General features: G+C 61.5%; 11 protein-coding genes and 2 pseudogenes. 1 reads left to right on the top strand and 12 read right to left on the bottom strand.

Annotated elements, in window-relative coordinates; all coding sequences use genetic code 11:
• Positions 1–369: 369 nt before the first annotated feature.
• From PSN43_RS15830 to PSN43_RS15775, 12 genes and pseudogenes are all read right to left on the bottom strand, one after another.
• Positions 370–1,569 (bottom strand): FprA family A-type flavoprotein, encoded by a 1,200-nt coding sequence (locus PSN43_RS15830; RefSeq protein WP_272701709.1) that lies wholly within the window; start codon positions 1,567–1,569, stop codon positions 370–372.
• Between the two features lie 98 nt (positions 1,570–1,667).
• Positions 1,668–1,817: pseudogene (locus tag PSN43_RS15825) on the bottom strand (rubredoxin); the annotation flags it as partial.
• 87 nt (positions 1,818–1,904) lie between these two features.
• Positions 1,905–2,117 (bottom strand): annotated as a pseudogene (locus PSN43_RS15820) (rubredoxin); the annotation flags it as partial.
• Between the two features lie 93 nt (positions 2,118–2,210).
• Entirely contained in the window at positions 2,211–2,600 is a 390-nt protein-coding gene (locus tag PSN43_RS15815; RefSeq protein WP_272701708.1) for a desulfoferrodoxin, read from the bottom strand.
• 28 nt (positions 2,601–2,628) lie between these two features.
• Positions 2,629–3,201 carry a rubrerythrin gene (gene rbr / locus PSN43_RS15810; protein WP_272701707.1) on the bottom strand — a complete coding sequence of 191 codons (573 nt, stop codon included), beginning with the start codon at positions 3,199–3,201 and terminating at the stop codon, positions 2,629–2,631.
• Positions 3,202–3,481: 280 nt separating this feature from the next.
• Positions 3,482–3,880, bottom strand: coding sequence for a Fur family transcriptional regulator (locus PSN43_RS15805; protein WP_272701706.1), 399 nt, complete (start codon positions 3,878–3,880; stop codon positions 3,482–3,484).
• A gap of 267 nt (positions 3,881–4,147) precedes the next feature.
• A complete protein-coding gene (locus PSN43_RS15800) occupies positions 4,148–6,169 on the bottom strand; it encodes a methyl-accepting chemotaxis protein (protein WP_272701705.1) in 2,022 nt (673 codons plus the stop codon).
• Positions 6,170–6,178: 9 nt separating this feature from the next.
• A complete protein-coding gene (locus PSN43_RS15795) occupies positions 6,179–6,664 on the bottom strand; it encodes a cytochrome c family protein (protein ID WP_272701704.1) in 486 nt (161 codons plus the stop codon).
• A 139-nt stretch (positions 6,665–6,803) separates the two neighbouring features.
• Positions 6,804–9,800 (bottom strand): phosphoribosylformylglycinamidine synthase subunit PurS, encoded by a 2,997-nt coding sequence (locus PSN43_RS15790; protein WP_272701703.1) that lies wholly within the window; start codon positions 9,798–9,800, stop codon positions 6,804–6,806.
• A 70-nt stretch (positions 9,801–9,870) separates the two neighbouring features.
• Complete coding sequence (locus tag PSN43_RS15785) at positions 9,871–10,839, bottom strand: polyprenyl synthetase family protein (RefSeq protein ID WP_272701702.1); 969 nt, start codon at positions 10,837–10,839, stop codon at positions 9,871–9,873.
• A 46-nt stretch (positions 10,840–10,885) separates the two neighbouring features.
• On the bottom strand, positions 10,886–11,575 hold the full coding sequence (mqnB, locus tag PSN43_RS15780; protein WP_272701701.1) for a futalosine hydrolase: 690 nt from the start codon (positions 11,573–11,575) through the stop codon (positions 10,886–10,888).
• 9 nt (positions 11,576–11,584) lie between these two features.
• Complete coding sequence (locus PSN43_RS15775) at positions 11,585–12,907, bottom strand: nucleotide sugar dehydrogenase (RefSeq protein ID WP_272701700.1); 1,323 nt, start codon at positions 12,905–12,907, stop codon at positions 11,585–11,587.
• Between PSN43_RS15775 and PSN43_RS15770 the strand changes: the two genes are divergently transcribed.
• Positions 12,908–13,174, top strand: a complete 267-nt coding sequence (locus PSN43_RS15770) for a DUF2065 domain-containing protein (protein ID WP_442874883.1) — start codon at positions 12,908–12,910, stop codon at positions 13,172–13,174.
• Positions 13,175–13,205: the final 31 nt, after the last annotated feature.

Below are 13,205 nucleotides of genomic sequence, written 5' to 3'. Positions count from 1 at the left end.
CCAGGCTTCCATGCCCAAAGTGTTACCCATGTTCCCGGACTAATGTGTTACCTATGTACCCGGACTGTACCTTTTCCTTCCCCTTCCCCCGGACCCCCAACCCCTTCCTTTCCTAAACTTTTTAGCGCCGCTTCGCGGGGTGATACCGAGCTGAGAACGTATTTTCATCAGCCCATTAGTAGCCAATTCTCGACAACCAAGACGCCCCGGTTTTATCCTCCCCCGCCGAAGGCACACAAAAAGTTCTGGAGGGGGAGTCCAGAGGGGGAACCTCTCTCAAGAGGTTCCCCCTCTGGCCGCCGGAGGCAACCACGAAAAAAGGCCCGATCTCGCAGGAGACCGGGCCTTCTTTTTAGTGCGGGTATGCCGCTACGCCAGCTTGGCCTTGATGGCGGCGGCGAGCTGCTTGCCGTGTTCGTAGCACTTGCCGAGCACGTCGTGATCGGGGACGAACTGGGTCTTGATCGGGTCGAAGACTTCCATGTTCATGTCTTCGAGCCACTTGGTCAGGATCTTCACGCATTCACCGGACCAACCGTAGGAGCCGATGGCGGAGCCGATCTTGTTCTGCGGCCGCAGGCCCTTCATGTAGGTCAGCATGTCGGCCATGAGCGGCAGGATGCCGTTGTTGTGGGTCGGGGAGCCGACGATCACGGCGGCGGCGTCAAAGACCTCGGCCATGACATCGGAGTGATGGTTGTTCTTCATGCACATGACGCGCACGGACACGCCCTCGTCGGCCAGACCGGAAGCGATGGCCTCGGCCATCTTCTCGGTGGAATGCCACATGGTGTCGAAAACGATGACCGCCTTGTTCTTGGGCTTCTGCTCCGCGAACTCCTGGTACTTGTTCATGGCCCAGGCGCAGTCGTCTCCACGGAACATCAGGCCGTGGTCCGGGCAGATGGTGTCGATCTCCAGGCCCATTTCCTTGATGGCGGCCAGGGTCTTGATGACCACGGGAGAGTACGGCAGGACGATGTTGGCGTAGTAGTTGGCCATCAGCTCTTCCAGGCGGTAGCGGTCGACCTGGTCGGCCCAGCGCTCGGAGGTGGCCCAGTTCTGTCCGAAGGCGTCATTGGTGAAGACCAGCTTCGCTTCGGGGCAGTAGGTCAGCATGGAGTCCGGCCAGTGGAGCATACGGGTTTCGATGAAGTGAAGGGTCCGCTTGCCGAGCTTGATCTCGGTGCCGGTGGGCACGACCTCGACGGGCCAATCCTTGTACTTGAAGTGGGCCATCATGGACTTCTGGCCCATGGGGGAGGTGTAGATCTTTTCGGGCTGGTATTTTTCCACGGCCAAGGCCAGGCTGCCCGCGTGATCGGGTTCCAGGTGGTTGATGACGAAGTAGTCGATCTTCCGGTCGCCGAGCACCTGGGCGACGTTGCACTGGAGGGTTCCCCAGAACTCTTCGGCCACGGTGTCGACCAGGGTCACCTTCTCGTCCACGATAAGAAAGTTGTTGTAGGTGGTGCCCTTGTGCGCTTTGGAATAGCCGTGGAAGTCGCGGCGGTTCCAGTCGACCGCACCGATCCAGTGGATGCCGTCCTTGATTTCAACAGGTCTCATTATCTTTTCTCCACATTGAGCAAGCGCTCAACTGCTGCGGTAAAAAAAGGAGCGCGGACCGTGGGTGCGCGCTCCATGCCCACGATGAGGGCCGAAAATTAATCCTCGGGTACGAAGCTGTCCTTGCCCGCGCCGCAGACGGGACAGGTCCAGTCGTCGGGCAGATCTTCGAACTTGGTGCCGGCCGGGATGTCGGAGTCGGAATCACCCTGGGCCGGGTCGTACACATAGCCACAAATCTCGCACACGTATTTCTGCATGGGATCAGTCTCCTTTTGATCGGGTATATTTGCAGCAGCGGCGGCCGCTGTCAACTTTTCGGGATCGGTTTCAACTGGCAATTCACAGTCGGATTTGGTGGAACCCGGACCGGCCAGGGGGCGAAAGCATTTCTTGGTCCCGCCGCAGATGGGGCATCGCCAATCGTCGGGCAAGTCTTCGAACTTGGTTCCCTTGGGGATTTTCCCCTTTCGGTCCCCCTTGTCCGGGTTATAGATGTAGCCGCAATTAACGGTCTGACACTGATACATCTCTTCGGGCAGGGCCATAATGCCTCCTGGGATTGGAAGGGGCGGGCCTTTAAGCCCGCCCCCTTTCATGTTCATTCACGCGCTCGTTGAGCGCGAAACGATTGTCCGCGATTAAGCGGTAGCGGCCCACAGGCCGTGGAGGTTGCAGTATTCGCGGGCCTTGAGCTCGCCGGACAGGCCGCAGATGCAGAACTCGGCTACGGGGGCGTCGCCGGGCTTGAGCATCTTGGTCAGGACCACGTCGCCCACCTGGAGCTCGATCCACTCGATGTAGTGCTTTTCCTCCATGGGATGCGCCACGGAACCGACCTTAACGGTGACCTTGTCGCCGTCCTTTTCGATGACGGGAACGTGCTTTTCCTTGGCGGCGTCAACGGTATTTTCGGACATCAGCACCATCTCCTCGCCGCAGCAGACCAGGTCGCCCGCGCCTTCGTGAATGGCCATGACGATATTGCCGCAGATATTACACTTGTACACTTCGCCCAATTTGATAGCCATGTCGAATCCTCCTTGGATGACTTGATTCTTACCAGTTGGTGTCTTTGATTTCGAAATGGGCCTGGGGATGGTCGCAGGCCGGGCACTTCACGGGAGCGGTGGAGCCCTTGTGGTTGTAGCCGCAGTTCTGGCACCGCCAGACGATCTCCTCGTCCTTGACGAAGACATGGTCGGTCTCGATGTTGTTGATGAGGGACTTGTACCGCTCCTCATGGTAACGCTCGGCGACGGCGATGTTCTCCATGACGGCGGCGATCTCGTTGAAACCCTCCTGGCGGGCGACCTTGGCGAAATCGGGGTACATCTCGGAGTACTCCTCATGCTCACCGGCGGCGGCCGCCTTCAGGTTGTCCAGGGTTGAGCCGATCACGCCGGCCGGAAAGGTGCCGGTGATTTCGGCGGTGCCGCCCTCCATGAACTTGAAAAGCCTTTTGGCGTGCTCCTTCTCATGGCCCGCGGTCTCCTCGAAAATCTTGGAGATCTGCACGTACCCTTCTTTTTTGGCTACGCTGGCGAAGTAGGTATATTTGTTGCGAGCCTGGGACTCGCCGATGAATGCGTACAACAAATTCTTTTCGGTCTGGGTTCCTTTCAGAGACATTTTTCCTCCTTACGGAATAGTTCGCGGGTTTTCAGATTCACCATGAACCTTACACAAAAATACGCCTGTTGTCGTATTTTTGTGTGAAAAGCACGTGGAGTTCAGCTTATGTAAATATTTTCCTGCCAACTCATTTGGTTAGTCACAATCTAGGAATTATTCCTATCTGTAGGTTTGTGCCCTGTCAAGCGCCAAATGGACAGCTACCAATATAAATAAAGCCGGTTACCCCATGAGGCAACCGGCTTCACAATCTTTGAGCAGATATTTGGCGAAAAAACTATTGTCTGGCGGCCTGGCACCTGGGGCAGATGCCAACGAATTCCACGTTGGTGTTCAAAATTTTGTAGCCGCTGGTGCAGGTGTCGGGGATGGTAGGGATATCGATTTCGCAGTCCACGTCGACTACGGCGGTGCATACCTCGCAACGGATGTGAGGATGAGGCTCAGGGGTGCCGTCAAACCGCTTCTGTTCGCCGGGCGCACCCAATTTGAGGACCAGGCCCTTGGTCGCCAGAAACTCCAGATTCCTGTAGACTGTGCCCAAACTGATCCTCGGGATGATCTTGCGCACCATGTCATAGACCTCGTCGGCCGTGGGATGCGTCTTGACCTTACGCAACTCTTCCAGAATCACTTTCCGCTGCTTGGAAAGCCTGAAACCCATTTCTTGAGCCATGGATATCCTCCATCTTTGATAACAATTACTATTCCCCTAGCCCGTATCTGTCAAGAGGAATCCGTGCAAGCGGAATTACGGGTCATTAGCTCAGAAAACTGATTACTGCAAATGTTACGACCAGGGATTCCCCGCAGGGGCGTTGCACGGTTGCACCGATTTCCGCCCGGCCGGGCGGCATCGTTATTGCGCGAAATCACCGGGAAATTGCGCGCAAAAGAAAAAGGGCCCGGCATAAGCCGGGCCCTCACAGTATCTTTGCGTTGCCTATTTCCTGAACTTGGCGACCAGTCCGGCAAGCTCCCCGGCCAGTTCCGAGACCTCCTGAATGCCCTGATTGGACTCGCGGATCCCGGACAGGACTTCCTGGGACAGCTTGTTGATCTGGGTCACCCGATTATTGATCTCGTCCGAAGTCGCTGACTGCTGCTCTGCCGCAGTGGCGATGCCGTTGACCATCTCCGCGATGGAGTCGGAGTGGCGGACGATTTCGTCGAGTACGCCGCCCGCCTCCTGGGCCATGCCGGAGGTGTTGACCACGCGCTGCTTGACGGCATCCATTTCCTTGACCGCATTCGATGTGGACTGCTGAATCAGGGAAATCGCGCCCTCCACCTCCTTGGTGGCATCCATGGTCTTTTCGGCCAGCTTGCGCACTTCGTCCGCGACCACGGCGAAACCGCGCCCGGCGTCGCCCGCCCGGGCCGCCTCGATGGCCGCGTTGAGCGCCAGGAGGTTGGTCTGGTCCGCGATGTCGTTGATGACGGCCATGACCTGCCCGATGTTCTCGGCCCGGCTGGACAGCGAGGCCAGCGCCTCCGCCAGCTTTTCGGTGATGTCAGCCACGGAGTTGATCTCCTCCACGGTCTTGCCCACCACCACGCCGCCCGAGGCAGCCACCTTGTTGGCCTGGTCAGAGGCCTCGGCGGTCTCGGCCGCGTTCCTGGCCACTTCAAGCACCGTCGCGTTCATCTCCTCCATGGCCGTGGCCACCTGGCCGGTCTGGTTCGCGGAGGTGTCGACGCCGTTTGCGAGTTCGTCCATCCGCGAAGAGAGGATATTGGACGCCTCGTTGAGCTTGTTGGCCACCTGGGTGACTTCGTTGGCCACCACAAGGAGTTCCTGCCGCTGGGATTCGATGTTCTTCTTGTCCGCTTCCTCGCGCGTCAAATCGATGAGCACGCATATGACGCCGACGGTCTGGCCCTCGGCATCCTTGAGCGGAGACGCCTCGAACAGAAGCGGGAACACGGTGCCGTCGCTGCGCGTGAACAGGAACCGCCCCTGGAGCGGCTCGCCCAGCGCGATAACCTCGCCCGCGTTGCAGGTGGACCCGTCCTCGGATTCACAGGCGAACACGTCCTGCACCCGACGTCCCTTGAGCTCGTCCTCGGTCAAATCGAGGATAGCCTGCAACGGCGGGTTGACGAATTGCAAGGTCTGGTCGGCATCGGTCACGAAAAGCGGGACCACTATGCCCCCGAGCACGGACTGGTTGTACTGAAGCTGATCCTTGATCCGATTGACCATGGAGCTGAGATAACGGGACAGGGACCCCAGCTCATCGGTCCCGGCCACCTCGAAACGGGCGTCCAGGTTGCCGTGAGCCACATCCTCGGCCGTGGAGGCGATGGAGGTGATCTTATTGACGACGGCCCGGCGCATGAACACGATCAGCGCGGCCAGAAGAGCCAGGACGCCGATCACGGATATGCCCGCCGACCGTATCTGGTTTTCCCTCAGCGCACCGTACTGCGGGCTCACGTCAACGGCCACGACCATTGCGCCGAGAATTTCCCGGCTCCTGCCGTGGCAATGATAGCAAAACGGATTGTTCTCGATGGATTTGACCTCGACGAAATGCCGTTTGCCGTCGATTTCCTTCAGGTCTCCCTCGGCTATTTTTTCCTCAAGCCCTTTGGCCACCATCTCGGGCACTCCGGCCTCGGATCGCGCGTCGAATATCTTTTCCCGTATGGAGCCGGACTCGGTGGAATAGGTGATCTCGCCCTTGTAGTCGGTCAGGTAGACCTTGATGTCCGGGTACCGCTCGGCCATCTGAAGGAATTTGATTTCGGTGCCGTCGTTGTCCCCCTTGGACATGGGGTCTTCGATGGCAATGTAGAGCATGTCCGCCACCCTCTCTGCGGCCAGGGCCACTTCCTTCAACGTGTGATCTTTGGTTGAGATGGAGCTGTAGGCGAACAACCCGGCAAAGGCCAGGATGGTCAACAGAGAGGACAGGACGATGAGCTTGACTCCCAGGGAGCGGGTGATGAAATTATCCATTACCGCCTCCTAGTGCGCCCCGCCGTGCAACAGCGGCTTGAAGTCAAACGCGTCGACCCGTTCCGGATTGTGACAGACCTGGCAGTCGTCGAGGCTCAGGTCGTACTTGATGAGGTCCCGGTCGCCCCCGGACTCAACGTGATCGTAGCCCGGGCCGTGACAAACTTCGCACCCGGCCTCGGCCATGCCCGGGGTCTTCTCGAAATCGACAAAGCCGCCCGGCCGGCCGACACCGGTCATATGGCAGCCATAACACTCCTGAAGCTCCTCCTTGGTCAAATCGTCCATCATCATCCTGACGGACTCCCCGGAACGCGCCTTCTTGGCGAATTTCTTGAAGTTCCCATACTCCTGGTCGTGACACTCACTACAAGCCTCCGACCCCACGTACCGACCCGAGTTTGCCCGCCCCGCATCGGTCATGGCCGCCAATACGACAAAGGCTGCCAGCGACAACGCGCAGCAGCCTTTGATCAAAACAGATCTCTTAAGCATTAACCAACCCCCATTACTAAAAACGCGATGCCACAACCAGCCGGACACCCTAGACCCGGCTGATAAATACGCCGTCACCATAGAGAATTATTCACTTTTGGTAAAGGCGAGACACCAGGGAGTTGTGTTTAAAAACCAATTACCAGGCCAGGGTCTCCTTGAAGGCGGCAGCCAACTCCGCCACTTCGGCGTCCAGGACCTTCCGACCGGCCAGGGAAGCGGCCAGGGACGAAGAATCAGAGACATTGCCGATGCAGGCGAAGGTCTGTCCGGCAAACAGGGTTTCGAACCGTTCGCGATCAGCCGGGGCCACGGAGACCAGCAGACGGCTGGCCGATTCGGCATACAGCAGGCCGGTCAGATTCAGCTCCCCGCAGGCCGGGACCTTGTCCAGATCAACGCTCACGCCGAGCCGACCGCCGATGCACATTTCAGCCAGGGCGACGCCCAGGCCGCCGTCGGAGCAGTCGTGGCAGGCGGTAATCAGCCCTTCCTGCGCGGCCGCGAACACGGTCTCGTAGCGGCGCTTCGCGGAAACCAGGTCCACCTGGGGAACACGGGCGTCGGAGAAGCCGAGCTGATCGGCTATTTCGCTGCCTCCCATCTCCGGCCGGGTCAGGCCGAGGACGTAAACCAGATCGCCAGGCTTCTTGAAGTCCGAGGTCAGGCACTTGTTCACGTCCGGGATGACGCCGATGACCGAGAAGAGCACGGTCGGCGGAATGGAAATCTTCCGGCCGCCGCCCTTGTAGTCGTTCTTCATGGAGTCCTTGCCGGATACGCAGGGCACGCCGAAGCCGAGGCAGTAATGAGCCAGCGCCTGGTTGGCGCGGACCAACTGGGCCAGCTTGTAGTGGCCGTCAGGGGTGGACTCGGACTGGACCGGGTCGCACCAGCAGAAGTTGTCCACGCCCGCCATGTAGTTGACGTCGCCGCCGACGGCCACGGCGTTGCGCACGGCCTCGTCGATGGCGTTGGCCATCATCCAGTAGGTGTCGTAATCCGAGAATTGCGGACAGATGCCGTGGGAAACAACCAAGCCACGATCGGAGCCGTATTCAGGCCGGACCACGCCAGCATCGGACGGGCCGTCGCCGAGCACGCCGACCATGGGCTTGACCGCGGACTTGCCCTGGACCTCATGGTCGTACTGCCGGACCACGTATTCCTTGGAGCAGATGTTCAGCCTGCCGAGCATATCCTTGAGCAGGCCGTTCTGGTCCTCGGGCACGGGCGTGGCGTCCTGGGCGATCTCGGGCCGCCGCCAGACGGCCTTGAGCTCCATCTGCGGCACGCCGTTGTGCAGGAAGTCCATGTCGAGATAGGTGACCATCTTGTCGCCGTAGCGGACCAGGTACTTGCCGGAGTCGGTGAAGACGCCGAGCGCGGTGGACTCCACATCCATCTCCGCGCTGAGGCGCATGAATTCGTCGAGCTTTTCGGGCGGCACGGCCATGGTCATGCGCTCCTGGGCCTCGGAGATGAGGATTTCCCAGGGACGAAGGCCGTCGTACTTGAGCGGAGCCTTCTTCAGGTCCATGTCGAAACCGCCGGAATCCTCGGCCATCTCGCCCACGGAGGAGGACAGACCACCCGCCCCGTTGTCTGTGATGGCGTGATACAGGCCGAGATCGCGGGCGCGCATGAGAAAATCGTACATCTTGCGCTGGGTGATGGGGTCGCCGATCTGGACCGCGGTGGCCGGACTGCCCTCATGCAGTTCCTCGGAAGAGAAGGTCGCGCCGTGAATGCCGTCCGCGCCGATACGGCCGCCGGACATGACGATGACGTCGCCGGGCAGGGCGAGCTTCTCGTGGGAAGGCTGACCCGCGACCGTGACCGGCATGGTGCCGATGGTGCCGCAGTAGACCAGCGGCTTGCCGAGATAGCGCTCGTCAAAGACGATGGAGCCGTTCACCGTGGGAATGCCGGACTTGTTGCCGCCGTGCTCCACACCCTCGCGCACGCCTTCGAACACCCGGCGGGGATGCAGCAGCCTGGGCGGCAACTCACCCTCGTGGAACGGGGACGCGAAGCAGAAGACATCGGTGTTGCACAGAAGATTTGCGCCCATGCCGGTGCCCATGGGATCGCGGTTCACGCCCACGATGCCGGTCAGGGCTCCGCCGTAGGGATCGAGGGCCGACGGGGAGTTGTGGGTCTCCATCTTGACGCACACGTTGGTGGTCTCGGAGAACCGGATCACGCCCGCGTTGTCCTTGAACACGGACAGGCAGTAGTCCCCGCCCTCGCGTCCGGCCGCATTGCGCTGGCGAATGTACTTGGTGGAACCCTGGATGAAGGTCTTGTACAGGCTCGAATATTCGACGGTCTTGCCGGTTTCGGCATTCTCGTATTCGATCCGGGCCGAGAAAATCTTGTGCTTGCAGTGCTCGGACCAGGTCTGGGCCAGGACTTCGATCTCGGCGTCGGTGGGATCCGCGCCCAGCCCGGCCTTCTCGCGGTCGGCCCGGACGGCCGGGTCGGCGAAATAGGCGCGGATGTCGTGCAGCTCCCTGAGCGACAGGGCCAGCGTGTTGGACCTGGAGAAGTCCATCAGTTCCTCATCCGACATGGAAGCCAGCGGGACGGTGGCCACCGCGTCGGAAGCCTGGCCCGTGACGCGGGCGGCCTTGGCCTCGAATCCGGGATTCGCGGCCCACTCGGCGGCGGACTTGTATTCGAAGCGCTGAATGAGTTCGTTGGCGAGCAGGTCCTTGGCGATGCGGCCCGCGCCCGCCTTGTCCAGATCGGCCTGGATCAGGTATTGCCTGGACGTATAGACCTTGGCGGACTCGCGTTCCGCCCTGGACAGGCCCAGGACGACGCCGAGCGTCTCACGGGCGGTGCGGCCCTCGTTGTCGGTCACACCGGGCCTGAAGCCCACCTCGATGATCCAGTCGAAGTCGCGAGCCAGGGGCTCGAGCGAAACCTCGTGCAGAACAGGATCATGCAGGGCGGCGCGTTCCAGGACCAGGTCGACCTGCTCCGGGGTCACGCCCTCAAGGGTGAAGACGTTGACGATGCGGACATCCTTCACGTCCATGCCGAGTTCGCTCCTGATCTTGCGGGCGACCCTCTCGCCCAGCACGTCCCGGACGCCTTCTTTCAGTCCAACGATCACACGACAAAGCATATCTGGTCTCTCCTATCGATATGAAAAAGCGGAAGGCCGGTCTCCGTGCGGGGGTGACCGGCCTTGAAAATCACTTGGTTCGGGTCAACACGTAATCCGCGGCCTGCCTGAGCACGGCCAACTCTTCGCCGGGTTCGAACCCGACAAGACAGTTCTTGGCCCTCTCGACGTAGAGGGCGGCCTCTTCGCGGGTCTTCTCGGAATAACGCCCCTCCCGGACCCGGTCCAGGATGTCGAGGCTGGCCGCCTCGCTCAGGGTTCCGTCGCGCAGGGCCGCGATCAGGGTCCCGGCCTCGGCCTCGTCGCCAGCCTCCAGAAGGAAGATGAGCGGCAGGGTTAGCTTGCCCTCCTTGAGGTCGCCGCCCTCGGGCTTGCCCGTCTCGGAAGTGGGCGAGGCGTAATCCAAGGCGTCGTCCACCAACTGGAAGGCTATGCCCACATTCAGGCCGAACTCGCCGGCTGCGTCCTCCTGCTCCCGGGTGGCGCCCGCCAGGGCCGCGCCGCACCGGCAGGCGCACTCGATGAGCCGCGCGGTCTTGCCGATGATGATGCGCATGTAGGCTTCGCGATCCAGCGACGGATCGCGGGAAAACTCTATCTCCTCGATCTCTCCCTCGGCCGTCTCCATGATGCCCTTGGCCAGCAGCCAGGACAGGCGGGGGTTGCCGTAACGCGCCCCCATCTCGTTGGCCAGGGCGAGCAGGGCGTCGCCAGCCAGGATGGTCTCGGTCCGGCCGAAGACGAGGTGGGCCGCCTCCCGGCCGCGCCGCAATTCGGCGTCGTCCAGGTAGTCGTCGTGCAGCAGTGTGGCGGAATGAAGAAGCTCCAGGGCGCAGGCGATGGCGTGATGGTCGTTCCCGCCGTAGCCCAGCGCGCGGGCGAACAGGAGCGTGAGCATCGGGCGGATGCGCTTGCCGCCGGACCCGATGATGTGCTTGGCAACGTCCCGGACCAGCCCGTTGAGCTGGTCGGCCTCTTTGTCGAGAAAATCATTGATTCCGGGAAGTTCCCGTTTGAAATACCGCAGAAGTTCGTCCATATTGTGCGTACTATGTCAGGTTGCGGGTTGCGGGGCAAGCCCCGTATTACGCGGCGAAAAGCGTGTCCGCCGCCCCCTTGAGCGACCGCAGCGCGCCCTTCAGGTCCCAGTCCTCGGGTTCGCGGGAACCCACCAGGTTGGAGATGGTCCGCACCTCCAGGAATGGCAGCTCCCTGAGGGCTGCGGCATAGGCCGCGGCGAAGCCCTCCATGTTTTCCATCTGGCCGTTGCAGAAAACCTTGAGCCAACCGGCCCGCTCCGGGGTGCCGGTCACGCCGGACACGGTCACGCTCGACGCGCGCGTCCAGCCGTCGCCCAAAACCAGGCCCATGCGGGAGGCGTCGCGGACCGGCGAAAGCTTGACCCGGTTCCAGATCTTCCGGCCTTCGGCCTCGCCCTGGGCAAAACCGATCCCCTTGGGGTCGGCCGCGCCATCCTCGTTCAGCAGGCCATACTCGGGCCAGGTTTCCCGCCAGGCGAAACAGACGCTTCCCTTGGGCGTTTCACCAAGATCGTATCCCCCGGCGATACCGAGGTCCACCACTCCGTCCACGTCTTCACGGCTCATCCAGCTCCCGGCGCACAGGGCCGTATTGACCAGTCCCACGCCGGTCACGCCCAGCAACAGCTCGCGGCCGCCCACTGCGTGCACGGCCGTCCCGCCGAAAGCCACGGCGGGCGCGTCCGGAAAGGCGGCCCGCATCTCGTTGGGCGTGGCGGTCATGACCAGAAGCATGAGCCGACCCTACAGCCGCCAGTAATCGACGGCTTCGGCCTCAAGCTCGGCCCGGTCGAAAAAGCCCTTCACGTCCACCACCAAAGCCTTGTCCGGATCGGCGAACCAACCCTTGATGTCCTTGGCGGAGAATTCCTTGTAGGCATCGTGGGACACGGCCAGAATCAGGGCGTCCAGGCCACGGAACTCGTCCAGGGAGCGCAGGGTCACACCCAGCTCATCGTGCGCCTCGTCGGGATCGGCCTGGGCGTCGTGCACCAGCACTTCCACGCCGTAGTCCTCAAGCTCGGCCAACACGTCCACCACGCGGGTGTTGCGCAGGTCCGGAACGTTCTCCTTGAAGGTCAGGCCGAGCACGCCCACGCGGGCGCCCATGATCTTGCAGTCGCTCTTGATGAGCCGCTTGATGGTCGCCTCGGCAATGAACTTGCCCATGTTGTCGTTGATCTCACGGCCCGCCAGAATGACGTGGGGGTGCAGCCCCAGGGCCTGGGCCTTGAAGGTCAGGTAGTACGGGTCCACGCCGATGCAGTGCCCGCCCACCAGGCCGGGCCGGAACGGAAGGAAATTCCACTTGGTGCCCGCCGCTTCGAGCACGTCCAGGGTGTCGATGCCCATGGTGTCGAAGATGAGCGCGAGCTCGTTCATGAGCGCGATGTTCAGGTCGCGCTGGGTGTTCTCGATGACCTTGGCGGCCTCGGCGGTGCGGATGTTCGCGGCCAGATGCGTCCCGGCCTTGACCACGGTGCCGTAAACCTGCTGGAGCAGCCTGCCCGTGGGTTCGTCCTGTCCGGCCACGACCTTGGTGATGGTCTCCAGCCGGTGGACCTTGTCGCCGGGGTTGATGCGCTCGGGCGAGTAGCCCACGCAGAAATCCTCCCCGCACTTGAGGCCGGACTCGGCTTCAAGGATGGGCACGCAGACCTCCTCGGTCAGGCCCGGATAGACCGTGGATTCATAGACCACCACGGAGCCGGGTTGCAGATGCCTGCCCACCGAGGTGGACGCCCCGCGCACGGGGCGCAGGTCCGGTGTGCGAAATTCGTCGATGGGGGTGGGCACGGCCACCAGGATGAGCCGCGCCTTCTCCAGATCGGCCAGATCGGAGGTGAAGACCAGGTCCACGTCGTCGCCGACAGTGGCGAAATCCACTTCGTGGGTCCGGTCGATGCGCCGCTTGAGCTCGTCGACGCGACGTTCGGACACATCCACGCCGATCACCTGGAAATGGCGGCCCAAGGCAACGGCCAGCGGCAGCCCCACGTATCCGAGACCGACCACGGCTATAGCGTCTTCCTTGGACCGCAACCGATCAAAATCAACCATGCTCATATGCGTACTCCTATCATTCCCCGGGTGGACACCGGTCGGGTTCTGTGGCTTACTGACCTCATGAATATCGACTGGTCGCTTCTTATTGCCGCAGTCGGGTTGGCCCTGGTATTCGAGGGCATCCCCTATTTCCTGTTCGCCGAACGTATGCCCGGCCTGCTGGCCCGGATGGCCGTGCAGCCGCCGAAGTTTCTGCGCTTCATCGGGCTGGTCGCCATCATTCTCGGCCTTCTCGTCATCTCGTTCGGCCGCTCTTTATCCCTTTAACCGCCACGCTGTCCAGACCGCCGCGCCGGAC

The organism is Desulfovibrio sp. Fe33 (assembly GCF_028532725.1).
Lineage (GTDB): Bacteria > Desulfobacterota > Desulfovibrionia > Desulfovibrionales > Desulfovibrionaceae > Pseudodesulfovibrio.
Note: the sequence above shows the minus strand (reverse complement) of the source record. Positions and strands in the feature narration are given on the sequence as shown.

Excerpts from the sequence above, each read along its gene's own strand:
- PSN43_RS15830 (WP_272701709.1), bottom strand. The coding sequence starts at position 1,569 with ATGAGACCTGTTGAAATCAAGGACGGCATCCACTGGATCGGTGCGGTC.
- PSN43_RS15815 (WP_272701708.1), bottom strand. The coding sequence starts at position 2,600 with ATGGCTATCAAATTGGGCGAAGTGTACAAGTGTAATATCTGCGGCAAT.
- rbr (WP_272701707.1), bottom strand. The coding sequence starts at position 3,201 with ATGTCTCTGAAAGGAACCCAGACCGAAAAGAATTTGTTGTACGCATTC.
- PSN43_RS15805 (WP_272701706.1), bottom strand. The coding sequence starts at position 3,880 with ATGGCTCAAGAAATGGGTTTCAGGCTTTCCAAGCAGCGGAAAGTGATT.
- PSN43_RS15800 (WP_272701705.1), bottom strand. The coding sequence starts at position 6,169 with ATGGATAATTTCATCACCCGCTCCCTGGGAGTCAAGCTCATCGTCCTG.
- PSN43_RS15795 (WP_272701704.1), bottom strand. The coding sequence starts at position 6,664 with ATGCTTAAGAGATCTGTTTTGATCAAAGGCTGCTGCGCGTTGTCGCTG.
- PSN43_RS15790 (WP_272701703.1), bottom strand. The coding sequence starts at position 9,800 with ATGCTTTGTCGTGTGATCGTTGGACTGAAAGAAGGCGTCCGGGACGTG.
- PSN43_RS15785 (WP_272701702.1), bottom strand. The coding sequence starts at position 10,839 with ATGGACGAACTTCTGCGGTATTTCAAACGGGAACTTCCCGGAATCAAT.
- mqnB (WP_272701701.1), bottom strand. The coding sequence starts at position 11,575 with ATGCTTCTGGTCATGACCGCCACGCCCAACGAGATGCGGGCCGCCTTT.
- PSN43_RS15775 (WP_272701700.1), bottom strand. The coding sequence starts at position 12,907 with ATGAGCATGGTTGATTTTGATCGGTTGCGGTCCAAGGAAGACGCTATA.
- PSN43_RS15770 (WP_442874883.1), top strand. The coding sequence starts at position 12,908 with ATGCGTACTCCTATCATTCCCCGGGTGGACACCGGTCGGGTTCTGTGG.